Annotated in this window: 16 protein-coding genes and 1 pseudogene; 7 read left to right on the top strand and 10 right to left on the bottom strand. The window is 63.2% G+C overall.

Translation table 11 applies throughout. From position 1 onward, the window contains the following. Nucleotides 1-169 precede the first annotated feature (169 nt). The 5 genes and pseudogenes from QGV54_RS19615 to QGV54_RS19875 all read right to left on the bottom strand — a co-directional run. Nucleotides 170-799, bottom strand: a complete 630-nt coding sequence (locus QGV54_RS19615; protein WP_281020022.1) for a hypothetical protein — start codon at nucleotides 797-799, stop codon at nucleotides 170-172. 40 nt (nucleotides 800-839) lie between these two features. Then, nucleotides 840-1,544 carry a hypothetical protein gene (locus QGV54_RS19610; protein ID WP_281020021.1) on the bottom strand — a complete coding sequence of 235 codons (705 nt, stop codon included), beginning with the start codon at nucleotides 1,542-1,544 and terminating at the stop codon, nucleotides 840-842. Between the two features lie 280 nt (nucleotides 1,545-1,824). Next, entirely contained in the window at nucleotides 1,825-2,022 is a 198-nt protein-coding gene (locus QGV54_RS19605) for an AlpA family phage regulatory protein (RefSeq protein ID WP_281020020.1), read from the bottom strand. A gap of 209 nt (nucleotides 2,023-2,231) precedes the next feature. Continuing rightward, nucleotides 2,232-3,461, bottom strand: coding sequence for a site-specific integrase (locus QGV54_RS19600; protein WP_281020019.1), 1,230 nt, complete (start codon nucleotides 3,459-3,461; stop codon nucleotides 2,232-2,234). A 412-nt stretch (nucleotides 3,462-3,873) separates the two neighbouring features. Continuing rightward, nucleotides 3,874-3,996 (bottom strand): annotated as a pseudogene (locus tag QGV54_RS19875) (3'-5' exonuclease); the annotation flags it as partial. 86 nt (nucleotides 3,997-4,082) lie between these two features. Between QGV54_RS19875 and QGV54_RS19595 the strand changes: the two are divergent. The 3 genes from QGV54_RS19595 to QGV54_RS19585 all read left to right on the top strand — a co-directional run bounded on the left by QGV54_RS19595 (nucleotide 4,083) and on the right by QGV54_RS19585 (nucleotide 6,279). Continuing rightward, nucleotides 4,083-5,221, top strand: a protein-coding gene (locus tag QGV54_RS19595) for an IS3 family transposase (protein WP_281015974.1) whose coding sequence is annotated in 2 segments (ribosomal slippage) — nucleotides 4,083-4,347 and nucleotides 4,347-5,221 — 1,140 coding nt in all. Because the reading frame shifts where the segments join, the coding sequence is not laid out codon by codon here. Then, nucleotides 5,148-5,984 carry an ATPase domain-containing protein gene (locus QGV54_RS19590; protein WP_281020151.1) on the top strand — a complete coding sequence of 279 codons (837 nt, stop codon included), beginning with the start codon at nucleotides 5,148-5,150 and terminating at the stop codon, nucleotides 5,982-5,984. The genes QGV54_RS19595 and QGV54_RS19590 overlap by 74 nt, the downstream gene beginning before the upstream one ends. A 19-nt stretch (nucleotides 5,985-6,003) precedes the next feature. Beyond that, on the top strand, nucleotides 6,004-6,279 hold the full coding sequence (locus tag QGV54_RS19585; protein WP_281020018.1) for a circadian clock KaiB family protein: 276 nt from the start codon (nucleotides 6,004-6,006) through the stop codon (nucleotides 6,277-6,279). A gap of 64 nt (nucleotides 6,280-6,343) precedes the next feature. Here QGV54_RS19585 and QGV54_RS19580 read toward each other — a convergent pair whose 3' ends face one another. Then, nucleotides 6,344-6,718, bottom strand: coding sequence for a response regulator (locus QGV54_RS19580; protein ID WP_281020017.1), 375 nt, complete (start codon nucleotides 6,716-6,718; stop codon nucleotides 6,344-6,346). Beyond that, on the bottom strand, nucleotides 6,708-9,689 hold the full coding sequence (locus tag QGV54_RS19575; protein WP_281020016.1) for a PAS domain S-box protein: 2,982 nt from the start codon (nucleotides 9,687-9,689) through the stop codon (nucleotides 6,708-6,710). The genes QGV54_RS19580 and QGV54_RS19575 overlap by 11 nt, the downstream gene beginning before the upstream one ends. Nucleotides 9,690-9,825: 136 nt before the next feature. Here QGV54_RS19575 and QGV54_RS19570 point away from each other — a divergent pair, with 136 nt between their 5' ends. Genes QGV54_RS19570 through QGV54_RS19555 form a run of 4 tightly spaced genes read left to right on the top strand, consistent with a single transcriptional unit; the run spans nucleotide 9,826 to nucleotide 13,488 of the window. After that, the gene (locus QGV54_RS19570; RefSeq protein ID WP_281018966.1) at nucleotides 9,826-11,451 is read left to right on the top strand and encodes an ATP-binding protein; all 1,626 of its coding nucleotides are present in this window, start codon (nucleotides 9,826-9,828) and stop codon (nucleotides 11,449-11,451) included. Then, nucleotides 11,448-11,849, top strand: coding sequence for a response regulator (locus QGV54_RS19565; RefSeq protein ID WP_281018967.1), 402 nt, complete (start codon nucleotides 11,448-11,450; stop codon nucleotides 11,847-11,849). Before QGV54_RS19570 ends, QGV54_RS19565 begins: the two co-directional genes overlap by 4 nt. Continuing rightward, nucleotides 11,846-12,781, top strand: a complete 936-nt coding sequence (locus QGV54_RS19560) for an alpha/beta hydrolase (protein WP_281018968.1) — start codon at nucleotides 11,846-11,848, stop codon at nucleotides 12,779-12,781. Before QGV54_RS19565 ends, QGV54_RS19560 begins: the two co-directional genes overlap by 4 nt. Beyond that, nucleotides 12,778-13,488: a response regulator gene (locus QGV54_RS19555; RefSeq protein WP_281018969.1), complete on the top strand. Its 711-nt coding sequence runs from the start codon at nucleotides 12,778-12,780 to the stop codon at nucleotides 13,486-13,488. The genes QGV54_RS19560 and QGV54_RS19555 overlap by 4 nt, the downstream gene beginning before the upstream one ends. A gap of 57 nt (nucleotides 13,489-13,545) precedes the next feature. Here the strand turns inward: QGV54_RS19555 and QGV54_RS19550 are convergent, their stop codons facing one another. The 3 genes from QGV54_RS19550 to QGV54_RS19540 are packed head-to-tail and all read right to left on the bottom strand — an operon-like array spanning nucleotide 13,546 to nucleotide 16,911. Beyond that, a complete protein-coding gene (locus tag QGV54_RS19550; protein ID WP_281018970.1) occupies nucleotides 13,546-16,248 on the bottom strand; it encodes an ATP-binding protein in 2,703 nt (900 codons plus the stop codon). After that, nucleotides 16,235-16,504 carry a hypothetical protein gene (locus tag QGV54_RS19545; RefSeq protein WP_281018971.1) on the bottom strand — a complete coding sequence of 90 codons (270 nt, stop codon included), beginning with the start codon at nucleotides 16,502-16,504 and terminating at the stop codon, nucleotides 16,235-16,237. The genes QGV54_RS19550 and QGV54_RS19545 overlap by 14 nt, the downstream gene beginning before the upstream one ends. Beyond that, nucleotides 16,504-16,911, bottom strand: a complete 408-nt coding sequence (locus QGV54_RS19540; RefSeq protein WP_281018972.1) for a response regulator — start codon at nucleotides 16,909-16,911, stop codon at nucleotides 16,504-16,506. Before QGV54_RS19540 ends, QGV54_RS19545 begins: the two co-directional genes overlap by 1 nt. Nucleotides 16,912-17,005 lie beyond the last annotated feature (94 nt).

Genomic DNA, 17,005 nt, shown 5'->3' with positions numbered 1-17,005 from the left:
GAAAGGAACAGCCAAACGAGGCTGGTGGCTGCAACCATAGCTAGGCATCAAGGCTCGTCGGCCCCACGACGGGCGCTTCTCAGGTTTCTTCAGGTCCGGCCATCCGTGATCCCGTAAAGGCCATGCAGTGTGTGGAGAACAAGGTGGTCCGGCCCAAGCAGGCCCACCGCTACCGATGGCGTGCGTCGTAGGCAGCCAGCCTTGCCGAGAGCCGCCTCGCCCCCACCTCGATCAGATCTTCCACTTCGCAGAAGCCATCAATGATCTGGTCCGTTATCCGGTCATACGTGCGCGTGTGCATGCCCTTGGGCCGTGTTCGGAAGGCGTGCCAACCCAACTGGTCATCAGGCACCCTGAGACGCCGCTGGAGCCGGTGTACGCGCCTCCAGGCCCTGCCGATGGCGTCATCGGACTGGCTGGCGTAGGCAAGGCCCAGACAGTCACGACAGGCGATCCTGTCCCGTGACAGGTACAGCACCGCGCAACGCCGGTTGCAGTGGCAAGTGAACCAATGGCGATGGCCACCGAAATTGCATGGCGTCGTCTCAGTGGCGACCGCAATCTGGACAGGGTGCCAATCCCCGCCATTGGGCATTTGCCAACGATACCGGAAATGCACGAACGGGCCTTGGGAACGAACTCCCATGCGCCCTGTCGCCTTGCCGTCAACCGACCAGACGATCTCGCTTGATGCACCGTCACGAAGCAGACCCCAGCGCTTCAGCTTCCGGATATCGACCGCATGCAGGTGCTCGCACTTCCGTCGCCAGCCACTGCGCCCGCTCAGTAAGCCACCCATGGTCCGCCTCCGTATTTTCCGAAATCATCAGGGAAGTTGCTCATGGCTGCGCTGGGGCGGTTACGGGCCGTCGTGCTGCAACCGCTGGCCGATTGCGCGCCTGTGGCCGCTCAGAGGCCCCCACAACGCCGTTCTCGCGCCACCGGGCTGTTGCACCCAGCGACTGCGAGAAGCCGCAACGCTTGCCCTCTATCGCCCCCTCATTGGTTCGGATGACACAGAAGTCTTTGGCTGCCTCGGCATCGCATCCTTTGAGCATGTACCGAACAATGCCCGCCCTGGCCTTGCGGGTATCAGCGACAACCTTGGTCTTCACCACGCCCTTGCCCCACCGGGTGCCGGTTCGGGCGATCCAGCCGCGTTGCAGTTCGCTGAAGCGCTTCGTCAGATCAGGGGGAAGGTGGATCAGCAAGTGCACATGCTCATCCTTGTGCGCCGGGTTCTCGATCACCCAGATACAGGCCAGTGGGACGCCATGACAGTTGAGCCAGTCCGACGCGGCTTTGAGATACAGGCCCAGCGCTTCAACGGTTCGCATCGGGCAGTTGTTGGCGGCGAAAGCGATGGTCACGAACCGATTGAGTTGCCGTCCGATACTTGCAGCATGGGCCTCAGCCAAGATCAGCGGTTCGGCCTTCGCAATCGCGATCTCTGAGGATTCGACAAGTCGGCTGGCCTGGCGGCGTTCGATCCTGCCGAACCTGCCCCGCTTTTGTCCACGGGGCATTCGGACAACGGCGCTCATGGAAACACCGCCCGGAAGGTGTCTGCGAAGGCCAACGGCAGAATGATGGTTGCCGGGTCCAGTGTGCAGAGGATGGAGCCTCTTACTATAGAGAGAGAGGTTCGCCAGCGCCGGGGCTTGGTTCCCGTGGCCCGCCGTGGCTGTGAGGCCCGGCTTTCAAGGGGTTCGCGGGCATGGCGATTGCCTGGCGCTGGTTTGGGCAATCGCAAGTTTGCAGAACGATGCGCGGGCCATGAATCCGCAACGGTTCTCGACCTGCCTTGCAGGTGAAGCACGGCGCTCATTCGGACGCCGCCTGATCGCGTTCCGCGATGCGCTGTTCAATCCATTCGTTCACTTCGTCACCGCACCAGCGCTTGCCGCGCAGTCCGATGGGAACGGGCTTGGGGAAGGTGCCGTCAGCAACCTTCGCGTAGATGGTGGAGCGAGCGAGGCCGGTTCGGACCTCGACTTCCCCTCGGCGGATCAAACTTCTCAAGACGCAGACTCCTTTGCCCGTGGGCTTTCCTCATCACCAATCCCTCCCATTGATGAAGCTGTCAGGCACGTCCTGACACCGGCGACTTTCTGCATCGCCTCTATCTTGTCGGCGATTCGCGCGTTTCGCCCCAATTGGAAATCCCCGGACTCTGGAACTGCCCTGTGGAAAACTCCCCGACAGACAAAGAGTGGTGGCGGGCATCATCGTTAACCTCGGATCGCGATGACGGTCGCGTCGGCCTTCGGTATGGCGCAATAGTCCGCCCAATCGGTCATCAGGCGCTTGCGCTTGTCGAACATGTTGCCGCGCCGGTAAGCGGCCTCCACCTTGTTCGCCACCGTGTGCGCCAGCGCCATCTCGGCAACGTCATGGGCATATGCGGTCTGTTCCGCTACCCAATCCCGGAAGGTAGAGCGGAAGCCATGTGCAGTGATATCGGCACGATTCATCCGACGCAGGATCATGGCGAAGGCCATGCCGCTCAGCGGACGCTCCGGCTTCTGTCCGGGGAAGACGAAGCCCTCTTTGCCGAAGTCTTCCCCCATCTGCTTGATGATCTGGACGGCGCGCGCCGACAGGGGAACATGGTGCTCGGTTCCGGCCTTCATACGATCAGCCGGGATCGTCCAGACGCCCTCATCCAGATCGAACTCGCTCCATGAGGCATTCAGCACTTCGCCAGACCGGGCTGCTGTGAGAATGGCGAACTCCAGCGCCCGCGCCGCAACCGCTTCCCGCGCCCTCAGATCGACCATGAAAGCCGCGATCTCCTGATAAGGCAGCGCCGCATGGTGCTTGACCTTCCGGACCTTGCTGCGCGCTGGCAGCGACTTCTCCAGATGCCCTCTCCACCGCGCCGGGTTGTCGCCCTGCCGGTAGCCGCGCACCGTCGCCCAGTCGAGAATGTTCTCGATCCGGGACCGGACACGGGTCGCGGTCTCGGTCTTGCTCTGCCAGATCGGTTCAACAATCTTCAACACCAGCCCGGTATCAATTGCGGCGATGCTGAGATTGCCGATCACCGGATAGGCGTAGGTCTCCAGCGTCGAAGTCCACTGCGCCGCATGTTTGGCATTCTTCCAGCCGGACCTGTGCGCGGCGATGTACTGCTCCGCCGCTTTCCGGAAGGTGATCGCCTTGGCTTCTGCCAGCGCCCGTTCCTGCTTCTGCGCCTGCCGTGCCTCGATAGGGTCCATGCCCTCACGGATGGTCCGTTGCGCCTCCAGCGCCTTCTCACGGGCCATGGCAAGGGGAACTACGGCCACCGGACCCAGCCCCATCGCCCGCGCCTTGCCATCGCGCATGTAGCGCACCAGCCACGACTTGCTGCCGCCCGCCGCGATCTGGAGGTAGAGGCCGTTGCCATCGGCGTACTTGCCCGGCTTGGTCATGGTCTCGACCTGCCGCACCGTCAGCTTGTTCGCCGTCCTGGCCATGTCCGCGCTCCCGTGACTCACAATTTCGCCCACAAATATGGACCGGATTGCGCCGGATTACAATAGACCTCGCTGGACTCTGTAGAGGGGAAAAACACCATATTTCAGCGCATTATGAGGACAACGCCAGACGCCGCTGGACCTTGATTTGGCGGACCCTCCCTCCGCCAATATCTTTTTCTATGATTCTGTATTTATTGCGCTTTTTTTTGATGCAATTGATCCGGTCCCACACTTGGACCCACACTTCGTGCCTGGTTGAATTGGTGTCATGATCTAGCGGTCAGGCGATTGATGCGACCTGCGCGCGGTGAAGCAGCAACGCAATCCTGTCGAAGGATGGGGGCACCCCACCCTCACGATCTGCAATGGGTCCCATCCGAGACCAATAGTGTCTTGAACTATCTCTCGCTCAGTCGGTTTCGCCGAAGTCCGCAAAGAAGTCCGAGACAGGCTCGACGCCGGAGACCATCAGGCGGTCGCGGGCGCGGGTGCAGGCGACATAGAACAGACGGCGTTCGGTGTCGAAGATCTCAGAGGTGGCCCGACAAATCTGGACAGTTGAGTTAGGTGGATTTTCTGCTCCCAATCCGGCAGCGTTGCCGGGACGAAGGAGCGAAGATGACAAGACGACCCAGGCGGAACCACAGCCCTGCCTTCAAAGCGAAAGTCGCATTGGCGGCGCTGAAGGGCGACAGGACGATGAGCGAGCTGGCGACGCAGTTCGACCTGCATCCCAATCAGATCAAGCAGTGGAAGGATCAGCTGCTTGAGGGCGTAACGGGTGTCTTCGATGACACGCCAAAGGCCGCGAAAGAGCCGCAGATCGACGTAAAGTCCCTGCACGCGAAGATTGGCCAGCTGGCGCTGGAAAACGATTTTTTAGAGGGCGCGCTCGACAAGGCCGGTCTGTTGCCGAGCGCAAGGAAATGACGGGCCCGGACCACAGGCTGAGCCTGACACGGCAAGCCCGGCTTCTCGGGATCAGCCGGGGCAGCCTGTATTACGCGCCGCGCCCGACCAGTGCGGCGGACCTCAAGCTTATGCGCAGAATTGACGAGTTGCACATGGACTACCCGTTCGCGGGCAGCCGTATGATGAAAGGGTTGCTGCGGCAGGAAGGCTTCACGGCCGGGCGGCTGCACGTGGCAACCTGCATGAAAACGATGGGCATTGAGGCGCTCTATCGCAGACCGAACACCAGCAAGCCTGCGCCCGGTCACAGGATCTATCCCTACCTGCTGCGCAAGCTGGCCGTGACGCAGCCCAATCAGGTCTGGGCCATGGATATTACCTACATTCCCATGGCCCGAGGGTTCGTCTATCTGGTCGCCGTTCTGGACTGGTTCAGCCGCAAGGTTCTGGCCTGGCGGCTGTCGGTGACGCTGGAAACAGCGCCGTGTCTGGAGGCCTTGAATGATGCCCTGCGCAGATATGGCAAGCCGGAGATCATGAACTCGGACCAAGGATCACAGTTCACGTCCATTGACTTCATCAAGGCGCTGAAGGACGCCGACATCCAGATCAGCATGGATGGCAAGGGCGCTTGGCGCGATAACGTGTTTGTCGAACGGCTCTGGCGCAGCGTCAAATACGAGGAGGTCTATCTGCACGCCTATGAAAGCGTGTCAGCCGCCCGACAGGGCATCGACCGATACCTGGCCTTCTACAACACAAGGAGACCGCATTCATCGCTGGAAGGGCAAACGCCCGATCAGGCATATCACATCAAGTTGCAACCAATCCCGGTGGCGGCATAACCAAGCGGAAAATCCACCTAAGAAACGGCTCGAAACTGTTCAAACGAACCGAACCACCTCTCTGATACTCTTTGATGAATTCCCCGAACGGGTCGTGGGTCACCTTCGATCAGTCGGGATCGACCTCCAGCCCCATGTGGACTCAGGTCTGCTGCGCATCGAATATGCGATTGGCGGCAGCCTCAGCCCCGATCATCATGGTGCCAGCATTCGCGAATGGATCATCGATCAACGGCCCGATGTCATTGCCATCGATCCATTGTCGTCGCTCATGAAGCCTTTCGGCCGGGCCGCGATCTGGCCGGCCGTCGAATTTCTGCTTCACGCCATCAGGATCAGCGGGACCACCGCCTTGCTCACCTCCGTGACAACCGGGACGGAGGAGGAAAGCAGCCTGCTTCATGTATCGACAATCGCCGACAACTGGGTCCATCTTGCCTATGGCATTCGCGGCGCAGAGCGGAATCGCGTACTGACAATTGTAAAGGCACGCGGAGTTGCGCATTCTAACGACCTGCGTGAAATGATACTGGGATCGGATGGGGTGTCGCTTACCGAAGTTTACCCGATAGACGGCGGCATGCTGACCGGCACCACCCGCGTGGCGCGCATGCGCGCGGACAAGGCAAGGCATGATCTGGAAGCAAACCCGGTCAGGAATGATGCCGGGCGGCTGACACGAACACGCATGCAGTTGCTGGACGACATGGCACAACTCAGCGATCAGCTTCGCAGGATGGATGCGAGCGATCATGCAGAATAGGCGAGCATGGAAGACTGACATGGATGCGGGAGCCAGACTTTGCCTCTTCGTCACTTCCACGAGTCCCGCGTCCGAAGCCGCGCGGAAGAATCTGGAGTGCATCCTCGGAGAAACGATGGGCGAAATTGACGATGTCAGGATCGTCGATGTGCTGGAAGATCCCGGTTCAGCACTTGAAGCCGGCGTCATGGTGACACCAACGCTGGCAATCATGCACAACGACAAGCGGTTGTTGATTGCAGGGCGCCTCGCGGACATCGGTCAGGTCGCCGCCCGCATCAACAGTTTCTGCTAGACCCGACCATCGTACCGGCACGCACCGAAAGGGAACGTGTTCCGCAACTGCGGCAGGGCAGGTCTCAGGCCAGGACGGCGCGCAGGTCGGCGAGGGAGACCGGTTTCTGCAGAACGGTCACCCCGGCGATTCCCTTCAGATCGGCCAGGGTATGGGCAGCGCGGGCATAGTTCGGATTGTAGCCGCTGACCAGCACCAGCTTTCCGCGATAGCCCGCATCTGCCAGCCAGCCGACAAGCTCCAGCCCGTCGATGTTGGGCATCACGATATCCAAGACGACAACATCCGGTGCACCGGCTTCATAGGTTCCGGCAAAGTCCTCGGGCCTGCAGACCTCGACCGGCTCCATGCCCATGCCCTTGACCACATCGACGACGATGGCGCGGAAATCAGGTTCGTCATCGCAGATCATGACGCGACGCTTGCGCTCACCGGACATTGCGACTTCCCTCCGCTGCGGAACCGAACCTGCTCAAGAGGTCACTTGTCGAGAACGGCTTTGGCATCCGCGTTGTCCAATGTCCGTCCAGGGGCGCCTTGTCTGCGCCATTGGTTTCCTGCGGGGTCAGCAGCACTGTCCTGACTTCCGGCCGGTTCAGCGCCACCCAGTCCCGCAATTCCTTGCCTGCCGCCGTTGCCGCGAGTTCGTCGGCGAGGACAAGATAGTCCACGTTCCAGGTGAGTTTCAGGAATCCGAGACCCCTTTCGGCTTCCTTGAACGACATGACCTCATGTCCCATGTCCTGCAGGGCATGTGTCAGCACCTTGCGCACATCGGGATCCGGGTCAATCACCAGAATGGTCGCCGGTTCGACACCCTCGCGCATGGTCAAGGCCGCACTGGGGCCCTCCGCGCGCTGGCCATCCACACAGGGCAGATGCATCTCGACCCGGGTTCCGGCCTTCTCCCCGTTCCTGATGGCGGCCCGTCCGCCGGATTGCTGCGCAAAGCCATAGACCATCGCCAGGCCAAGCCCGCTGCCCTTGCCGACCCCCTTCGTCGTGAAGAAGGGTTCGAAGGCTCGGGCACGCACATCATCGGGCATGCCCGCCCCGCTGTCGGTGACTGAAATCACGACCTCGCCGGCTTTCGCCGCCGGGTGCACGGCAATCCGGATATCGCCGCCCTCCGGCATGGCATCCCGGGCATTGAGGGCCAGGTTCAGGATCGCCGTCTCGAACTGTGCCGGGTCGGAGCGGACGAACAGCCCGGCCTCACCCTCCAGATGCAGACGGATTCCCTGCCCGATGGCGCGGGTGATCATGCTGAGGGCCGCGGTGGCGCAGGCGTAGGGGTCGAAGACTTCCATCGTCACGGGACGCTGGCGTGCGAAACTGAGCAGCCGTGCCGTCAGATCCCGGCCCCGGTCCGATGCACGGCGGGCGGACTGGATGAGCTGTTCCTGTCGCGCATCCAGACCGGGCGATTCCCCGAGCAGTTCCAGATTGCCCGAGATGACGGCAATCAGGTTGTTGAAATCATGGGCAATGCCGCCGGTAAGCTGGCCCACCGCCTCCATCTTCTGGGCCTGGCGCAACTGCTGTTCTGCGGCGCGCAGTTCCGAGAGGTCACGCATGGTGCCGATGTACTTTCGTGCACCGTCAACGATCGCCTCGCCCACACAGACCTCTGCGAGGAAGGAGGTGCCATCCTTGCGTACCGCCCTGAACTCGATGTTGCGGCCGAGAAAGTGGCGTTCGCCGCCGATCAAGGCATCACGCACGGCCCGTCGATGGGGCAGGGCTTCCTCCGCGTCCAGCAACATGAAGGAATCCTTGCCGATCACCTCGTCCGCCGTATAGCCGAAGGCTTCCTCCGCTGCCGGATTGAAGGATTCGATGATTCCGCGCTCGTCGGTGCGCACGATGGCCAGGCGTGCCGCATCAAGCGTTGCCGCCATCAGCTCCTGGTAGGTATGGGCCTGTGTCTGGTCCAGACCAATATTGCAGACACCGGCCAGGACACCCTGCCGCGCGAACACCGGGAACCGGATGGCCCGGATGGGCACGGTGCGTCCACCGGCAGCCTCCAGCATGATGTCCTCATCGAAGGTCCCCTGTTCCTCGAAGACGAGTTCATCGATCTGCCGTGTCCGGTCAGAAGGCCTGTAGTTGGGCAGTTCCTCCAGTTGCCTGTCCATCGCTTCCGCCTCGGAATGACCGATCCAGTCTTCCGCGATGGGGTTGAGCATCTTCACGCGACGGTCACTGTCGCGGTAGGTGATGGCAATCGGGGCATGATCGACAATCGCGCGCAGCATCTGCGCCGTTTGCCTGGCCTCCGCCTCCGCCACCTTCAGCGCTTCCTGCGCCTGCCACTCGGCGGTGATGTCGAGGGTGAAGTTCGCAACGCCGAGCAGGGATCGTGACTTGTCGCGCACGGGAAACCTGATCGACCTGATCCGACGGGCACCGGACTTCGGGTCGAAGGCAAAGGTGGCCTGGCGCTCGACCTTGCCCACACGAATGGCCTCGTCATCCATGATCTGGCACCATTGTGCCGCTTCCGGTGCCGCGAAATCCGCCGCACGACGCCCGACGATCTTCTCGACAGGCTGCTGCCACTGGGTGGCGTTCTCCCTGTTGATCAGTTCGAACCGCCCGTCCGGGTCGCGAAAGGCAAAGCCAAGCGGGGCATGTTCCATGACGGCCGTCAGCAAGGCCTCGGTCCGTTGCGACCGCGCTTCGTGCGCCAGCCTTTCGCTCTGATCGATGACTGTCGCGAAGAAGGCTTCCTTGCCCTGGAACGTCGTCTTGACGGAATAGACACTGGTCGGGATGACGACGCCATCCCATCGCCGCAGTGGAACGTCCATGCCGTTGAGCAGTCCGGTTTCGCGCATGGTGCCCAGGGCACGGGCGCGGTCGGCCGGGTCCTGATAGAGAGCGTCGGCCTTCATGCCGACGAGGTCCCGGCCTTTCGGCTGGAACAGGTCACGGGCCCGCAGGTTCGCGAACGTGTACCGCCCCCCAATGATCATCAGGATCGGCAGGGGCGCGTGCTCCAGAAACCTTTGCAGCAACTGTTCGGTCTCGTCACGCTCGGTGATGGCCTGATTGCGGTCGGACACGTCATTCACCGAGAATGCCACCGCAGGCGCACCATCCCATTCGACGGTGAAACCGACCATCTCGACATCGATCTCGCTGCCATCCCGACGGAGACCGCGAAAGCTCAGCCGCTCCGGAATGCGCTCACCCAGCAACCGGCGCTGCGCAAGCTTCTTCGCCCGTTCGCGTTCGCCAGGGACCAGCAGGTCAAAGGGATCCATGCCGATCATGGTGCCGGAGTCATGGCCATAGATACGTTCTGCAGCCACATTCGCGAACATGACCGCAGAGTTCTGGTGAACAATGATACCATCGAGGGTCTGCTCCACGATGGTACGGAAACTGATACTGTTCGGCATGGTCCACACTTCTCAAGCCACTGGCTGCACGAGCCCAACCCGCAAAGTCCATTGATGAGGATTGCACATCCATCATTAACTTTGGGTTCGTCTTTACCGTGTCATGAATTCGTGGCGGAGGATTGGTGGTACAGACATGACAGCAACTGAACCAGTTTCAGGTGATGAGGATCGGACTTCCCGGTTCCTGACCGCAGCGGATCCGTTGCGCGGACTGATCGTGCCCATGGTGCTGCTGCTCAGCATCGCGGTCGTCGTCATCATCGCGATATCCTGGTTCGCGGCGGAGCGGCTGGACCACGAAACCGAGAACAGGGACGTCGCGCTGGCCCGGACCGCATTGGCTACGGAGGCGGAAAGACTCGGGTTTCTGGCCAAGGACCTGAGTTTCTGGGACGAAGCGATCGAGCGACTGGTGATACTCGGCGACGAGGAATGGGCGGACGACAATGTGGGCAGCTATGCCTATGAGACTTCCCGCGTGGGCCTTGTGATCGTTGTGACCGCACTGGGTCAGACGCGTCTTCTCTTCAGGGACGGCAAACCATACAGGGGCAAGGCGCAGGAATTCCTGTCGCCCGACATGCTCGAGTTTCTGACACGCCGTGCGAACGCGGCACCGATGGAGGAGCCGGAACCCGTCGTGAGCTATGCCGTCATCGGCGGCCAGGTGCACACCCTCGCCGCCAGTGCCTTCACACCGGAGTCAGGTGTGGAGGTCGTGACACAACGTCGGACCCGCCCCATCCTGATCCTCGCCTCCGCCCTGGACACGGCGTTTCTGGAGCAGATATCGGACGCCTTCCTGCTGGAGGACCTGGCGGTCAGTCTCGCGCTGCCTGACGAGGCCCGGGTCTACGCCCCGATCTCGGCCCGGGACGAATGGGCGACGGCCTATCTGACCTGGGATCCGAGCAGGCCGGGGACACGGCTCCGGCAGGACCTGCTGGTCCCGGTCGTGATCAGCCTGCTCGCCATTGCCCTGCTGGGACTGCTGTACGCCCGGCGTCTGGCAAGGGCGCGTCGCGAGTCCGAGGCAATCAGCATGGCCCTGGAGCGCGAGCGCGAACTGCGCGATCTGAAATCACGCTTCATCTCCACCGTCAGCCACGAGATGCGCACCCCGCTGGCGACCATCCAGGCCGCCACCGACCTGCTGGACCATTTCGGCAACCGGATGACGGCGGAGGAACGCCAGAAGGAGATGGACACGATCCGAGGTCGGGTTGCCGCGATCGACGACCTGCTGGGCGAAGCCCTGCTGCTGGAAAAGGGCGAGACCCGGCAGTCCGTTCCGGAGGATCTGGATCTGGCCGCGCTGATCCGCGCGCAGTGGCAGAACAACCTGCCGAGCGAGGGGCGGGCGCTTGAACTGACCGACGAACGGACGAACCCAGCGACAGTGAGGTTCGACCGGCGGACACTGAACCAGATCATCGGCAACCTGCTGCAGAATGCCCTGAAGTATTCGTCAGCGGAAACGACAGTCGCCGTGCGCCTGGCAGAGACCGTTGACCGGTTGGTGATCGCGGTGACAGATCACGGCATCGGGATTCCGCAGAAGGATCTGGCGCATGTACGCGAGCCTTTCAGCCGGGGCGGCAATGTTGCCGACGTCGGCGGGGTTGGCTTTGGCCTGAGTATCGTGGATCGTGCCATCGCCCTGCTTGGTGGTTCGTTCAGTATCGAGAGCAGGGAGGGAGAGGGGACCACCGTTACCGTCCTTCTGCCCCTGTCCGCAAGGAAGGAGCCGTCACGTTGAACGTACCGCCACGAAAGGTGCTTGTGATCGAGGATGAGGCGGATATTCGCGAGCGTCTGGTCAGGGGACTCGGATTTGCAGGATATGAGGCGTCCGGCGCGAGCAACGGCGCGGAAGGCATCGCCTCCCTGATGCAGACCCCGGTGGATGTCATCATCTGTGACATGATGATGCCCTCGCTGAACGGTTTCGGCACGCTGACGGTGCTGTCCGACCACCCCGACCTGGCCGATATCCCCGTGATCGTGCTGACCGCGCTGGGTGAGAAGACCACGCGGGATTTCGCGTTCGGCAAGGGCGTCCGGGGATACCTGACCAAGCCGTTCCAGTTCAGCGAACTGGTGGAGACGATCGAAGGCGTGTTCGAAGGCACGCACAGGGGAGAAGGCGACCGATGACTGCGGCTGACTGGTGCTTTCAGTCCGACGGCACGACACTGCACGGGCTGCGCTGGGATATCGAACAGCCTGCGGCCCTGGTCTATCTGGTGCATGGACTGGCCGAACATGTCGCCCGCTATGACGGCTTTGCCACGGCTCTGAACCAGGCCGGATTCATGGTGGCAGGCCACGACCAGCGCGGCCACGGGCGCACGGCACAGGCGGGCGGCATCCTGGGTCACTTCGGCGATCAGGGGGGATGGACATCCATGGTCGGCGATGCCGCCGCGGGGGTCTCGGCCTGGCGTGCGGAACGGCCGAAGCTGCCGCTGATCCTGTTCGGTCATTCAATGGGGTCGTTCGTGGTGCAGCAGGCACTCTGGTCGTGGCCTGAGAAGTTCGATGGTGCGGTTCTGTCCGGCTCGAACGGTCCGCCGCCGCCGCTGGCCGCACTCGGGCGTGTGATCGCCCGCATCGAGAGACTCCGCCTCGGCCCACGGGGGCGCAGCAGGCTGATCCATGCGCTCGGGTTCGACGGCATGAACAAGGCCTTCCAGCCCGCGCGCACCGACATGGACTGGCTCAGCCGCGACCCGGAAATGGTCGACCGCTATATCGCCGATCCGGAATGCGGTTTCATTGCCTCGACCGCAAGCTGGATCGGGCTGCTCGACGCCCTGTCGTCGCTGGCCTCGAAACGGAATCTGCAGCGCGTTCCCGCGTCCATGCCCATTCACCTTGCAGCAGGCCAGCGCGATCCCGTCGGGGATTTCGGAAAGGGGGTCCGGCGGCTGCACGACCTCTACCGCGATGCCGGGGTGACGGACCTGACCATGACCCTCTATGACGGCGCGCGCCACGAGATCCTGAACGAGTCCAACCGCGCCGAAGTCACCGCCGACATCATTGCCCGCATGCGGCAGATGATCGGGGTTCCGGCATCACCATGACGGGCGGGTCCCTGCATATCCTGCTGGCTGACGACAATCCGGCGGCGCGGTCCCAGATTGCCCGACTGCTGGGCGAACTCGGGCACGAGACCACGGTTGTCGAGGACGGTCCGGCTGCTGTTTCGGCCCTGGCTGCCGTGGTGGTCGATCTGGCGATCCTCGACTTCGACATGCCTCCACCAACCGGACCCGAGATCGCGGCGATGCAGGGCACGGGCGGGGTGCCCATGGTCGGCCTCTCACCTGCCCATGGCGCACGTGCGGACTGGGGCGAGGCGCCGATCCGGGCATGGCTGACTAAGCCGGTCGGACTGGAGGCGCTGGCAGCCGCCATCGATACGGCTCTGGGTCCCGCCTCCGTATCGGTCAACGACGCGGTCGATCTGGCGCATCTGGCCACATATACCGCCGGTGACACCGCGCTGGAGAGGGAGCTTGCCGGACTGTTTCGCATATCGACCGACCGCTACCTGACACAGATGAGCACCGAGATGGATGGCCCGGGCTGGAAGGATGCGGCCCACGGGCTGAAAGGTGCCGCGCGCGGGATCGGCGCGAACGAGGTCGCGCGACTGGCCGCCTATGCGGAGAAGCTGCAGGGCAGCGCCGTCCATGCCAGACGGGAGTCGGTGCTGCCGGAAATCGTGCAGGCGGTAGACGAGGCACATGCCTGCCTGGCGAACCATCTGGCGCAGACAGCCGATTGATCGCTGCGCCTGTCGGGCGGGGAGCGCACCGGCAGTGCGATCCGGCGGTGGGCCAGTCTATTGCGTGACCGGCAGGGTCAGGGTGAAGCAACTGCCCTGCTCCGAGCTTTCGGTCAGGGACAGGTCGCCGCCGTGGCGGCGGGCAATCTCGGCGCTGATGGCCAGGCCGAGCCCGGTACCGGACCGGCCCTTGGCGATCTGCCGCCAGCCCCGCGCGAACTTGGAGAAGAGCTGATCCGGGGCCACATCGCCCGCACCGGGTCCATTGTCGCGCACGTCGACCCGCCAGCGCCCCGCCTCCACCCGCGACTCGATCCGGACCCAGGGTTCCGGTGAATCATTGTACTTGATGGCATTGGAAATCAGGTTGATCAGGATCTGGCTCAACCGGTCCCGGTTGCCCCGGATCGCGGCGGTCGTGTCGGCGGGGACATGATCGACCCGCACGCCGGTTTCCGCGGCCAGCCCCTCACAGGCCGCGATGGCACTGATCGCCGCCGTTTCCGGGTCAAGGCGCTCCACCTGCCAGCGCACCTCGCCGCTTTCAAGGTGGCTCAGGTCCAGGATGTCATCCAGCAGGCTGGTCAGGCGCAGGCTCTCGTCATGGATGATCCGCATGAAGCGCCGCGCCTGATCCGGCGGCATCTCGTCAGCCTTCAGCAGCGCCTCGGCGAAGGAGCGGATGGAGGTCATGGGGGTGCGCAGTTCGTGGCTGACCTGGCTGAGGAAATCATCCTTTTCCGTGTCCAGCCGCATCAGGCGCTGGTTGGCCTGGCGCAATTGTGCGGCGGTCTGTTCCAGGGTCCGGGAATTGGCCTCCAGCGCCTGGCTGTATTCGATCACCTGCTGGGTCTCGTCGACCATGCGGATGATCTCGTCGAGGCTGATCGTCTCCCCCGACACCACTTCCGAGATCATGACACGGGCGGAGGCGGCGCCGACATTGCCACCGATCTGGCGCTCCAGATGGGTGATGAAGGCCGTGTCCGCGACCGGCACGCCATCATCGCGCCCCTGCCGCAGGGCAAAGTCGCGGAACTGGCGGTCGGCGGCATCCGCGCCAAGGATACGGCGCGACAGCAGGCGCAGGTCGTCGATGGCGGCGGAACGCACCAGCGCACGGGATTCATCGCCGGGCGTGTTGCGGAAGACATCGACGAACAGGGCACTCTGCAGACGCTCCAGCGGTGCCTGCTCGCTGAACAGGGAACCCGCGATCAGCAGGGCTGTATTGGCCGTCATGCTCCAGACGATGGCATGCACCAGCGGATCGAAGCCGGTCATGCCGAACAGCGCCTCCGGCCGCAGCATCTCCCAGCCGAAGAGGCCGTTGCTGACGATCTGACCGAAGACCGTGCCCTCCTCCGCCAGGCTGGGCAGCAGCAGGGTATAGACCCACAGGACGACGCCGCCCATGAGCCCGAGCTTTGCGCCCCGTGCGGTTGCCTGACGCCAGTAGAGTCCGGCCAGCAGGCTCGGCAGGAACTGCGCCACCCCGGCAAAGGCGATCAGGCCCATGGAGGCCAGGGCCTCCGTCTGCGCGCTCAGCCGATAGTAGACCAGGCCCAGGAACAGGATCAGCAGGATGGAGAAGCGACGGCTGAACAGCACGAGGGTCTTCAGGTCGGCGCTGTCGTAGAGCCGCAGCCAGCGCAGGCGCAGCACCACCGGCATGACGATGTGGTTCGAGATCATGATCGACAGCGCGATGCAGGCGACGATCACCATCGAGGTGGCTGAAGAGAATCCGCCGATGAAGGCGAACAGGGCCAGCATCTCCTGGTTCGCGGCCATCGGCACGGTCAGCACGAACATGTCCGGGTTCGCGCCTTCCGGCAGCCGGGTCAGGCCGGCGGCGGCGATGGGCAGGATGAACAGGCAGATCAGCAGCAGATAGGCCGGAAACAGCCAGCCGGCGGTGCGCAGATGTGACTCCCGCGCGTTCTCCACCACCGTCACCTGGAACTCCCTCGGCAGGCAGATGATCGCCGTCGCCGAAAGGAAGGTCAGGACCGCCCAGCGCCCGCCGAAGACGTTTTCCCGCTCCAGCAGGCGACGGCTCATCTCCTCGGGGAACAGGTTCTCCAGGCCGCCGAAGGAAAAGACCACGAACAGGCCGACCATCAGCAGCGCCAGCAGTTTCACCAGCGCCTCGAACGCGATGGCCGCGACGACGCCCGGATGCTGCTCGTTGGCATCGAGATTGCGCGTGCCGAACAGGATCGTGAACAGGGCCATGCCCACCGCGACCAGCAGGGCGGGATCAATCCCGCTGTTGTCGCCGGAGAGGTTGCCCAGCAGGTCCCCGCTGCCGCCGCTGACGACATCGAAACTGGTGGTGACGGCCTTCAGTTGCAGCGCGATGTAGGGGGTGGTGCCGATCACCGCCATCAGCGTCACCATGACCGCGAGTGTGTTGCTCTTGCCGTAGCGTGACGAGATCAGGTCGGCGATCGAGGATATGCGGTTCACCTGTCCGATGCGCACCAGCTTCCGCAGCAGGTACCACCAGCCCAGAAACACCAGCGTCGGCCCCAGGTAGATGGTGATGAACTCCAGCCCGTTGCGCGCGGCGGACCCGACCGCACCGTAGAATGTCCAGGACGTGCAGTAGACGGAGATCGACAGCGTGTAGATCAGCGGCGAGTTGCTGATCCAGCGGCTGCCCTTGCGGCTCCAGCGATCACTCAGGAAGGCGAGCAGGAAGAGCAGTCCGACATAGCCCAGCGCGATGGCAACAACGACATCAGCCGTCAGCATCGCGCTGTTCCGGCGGCAGGGGATGCAGGGTCGGCGGACGCGGCTCCGCCGTGTCGGAATCGGTCACCAGGCGCCGCGACAGGATCCAGCCGAGGATGATCAGCCCCGTCCAGGCACAGAAGATATAGAGCAGGATGACGGGAATGCCGCCAAGCAGCCGGGCGCTGAAGAAGATGTCGACGAAGGGCGGCATGATCAGGATCAGACCGAAGAACGGCAGGATGAAGGCTGCGTCACGCAGCTTCTGCCGCGGCATCAGCGTGCAGGGGCGCCGGCCCCGGCCAGCGCCAGAACCTGGTCGACCACATCCTGGTTCGAGAAGGGTTTGGTGATGAAGGCGTTGACGCCCAGCGACTCGGCCACCTTGCGGTCCCTTTCCTGCCCTTTCGCAGTCAGCATGACCACGGGCAGTTCCGCATTGTCGGCACTGCCGCGCACGGCCTTCAGCACCGCATAGCCGTCATGTTTCGGCAGCATCAGGTCGAGCAACAGCACGTCCGGTGCCTCACGACGGATCTCGGCGATTGCCGCTTCGCCGTCGGTGACCGCACGCGTGACACAGCCTGCGCGCTCCAGAATGAAGGTCAGCAGTTCCACGATGTTCGGCTCATCCTCCGCAATGAGGATCTGTTTCGCGCTTCTGTCCGCCCCTGAGTCCGTCACGGCGGCATCCTCCCCTGATCGCCCGGGCGTCATTGGATGCGCCCGGATCGTTCCCGGCATGCAGTGTAGAACAGAACCGGGGCCTGCGGGTACA

This window comes from Minwuia sp. IMCC3060 (assembly GCF_029909435.1).
GTDB lineage: Bacteria > Pseudomonadota > Alphaproteobacteria > Minwuiales > Minwuiaceae > Minwuia.
The sequence above is the reverse complement of the archived record's forward strand: the minus strand, read 5'-3'. Positions and strand labels throughout refer to the sequence as shown.

Bases quoted from the DNA above. Each gene is read 5' to 3' on its own strand.
- QGV54_RS19615 (WP_281020022.1), bottom strand. From the start codon at position 799: ATGGGTGGCTTACTGAGCGGGCGCAGTGGCTGGCGACGGAAGTGCGAG.
- QGV54_RS19610 (WP_281020021.1), bottom strand. From the start codon at position 1,544: ATGAGCGCCGTTGTCCGAATGCCCCGTGGACAAAAGCGGGGCAGGTTC.
- QGV54_RS19600 (WP_281020019.1), bottom strand. From the start codon at position 3,461: ATGGCCAGGACGGCGAACAAGCTGACGGTGCGGCAGGTCGAGACCATG.
- QGV54_RS19585 (WP_281020018.1), top strand. From the start codon at position 6,004: ATGGATGCGGGAGCCAGACTTTGCCTCTTCGTCACTTCCACGAGTCCC.
- QGV54_RS19580 (WP_281020017.1), bottom strand. From the start codon at position 6,718: ATGTCCGGTGAGCGCAAGCGTCGCGTCATGATCTGCGATGACGAACCT.
- QGV54_RS19575 (WP_281020016.1), bottom strand. From the start codon at position 9,689: ATGCCGAACAGTATCAGTTTCCGTACCATCGTGGAGCAGACCCTCGAT.
- QGV54_RS19570 (WP_281018966.1), top strand. From the start codon at position 9,826: ATGACAGCAACTGAACCAGTTTCAGGTGATGAGGATCGGACTTCCCGG.
- QGV54_RS19560 (WP_281018968.1), top strand. From the start codon at position 11,846: ATGACTGCGGCTGACTGGTGCTTTCAGTCCGACGGCACGACACTGCAC.
- QGV54_RS19555 (WP_281018969.1), top strand. From the start codon at position 12,778: ATGACGGGCGGGTCCCTGCATATCCTGCTGGCTGACGACAATCCGGCG.
- QGV54_RS19550 (WP_281018970.1), bottom strand. From the start codon at position 16,248: ATGCTGACGGCTGATGTCGTTGTTGCCATCGCGCTGGGCTATGTCGGA.
- QGV54_RS19545 (WP_281018971.1), bottom strand. From the start codon at position 16,504: ATGCCGCGGCAGAAGCTGCGTGACGCAGCCTTCATCCTGCCGTTCTTC.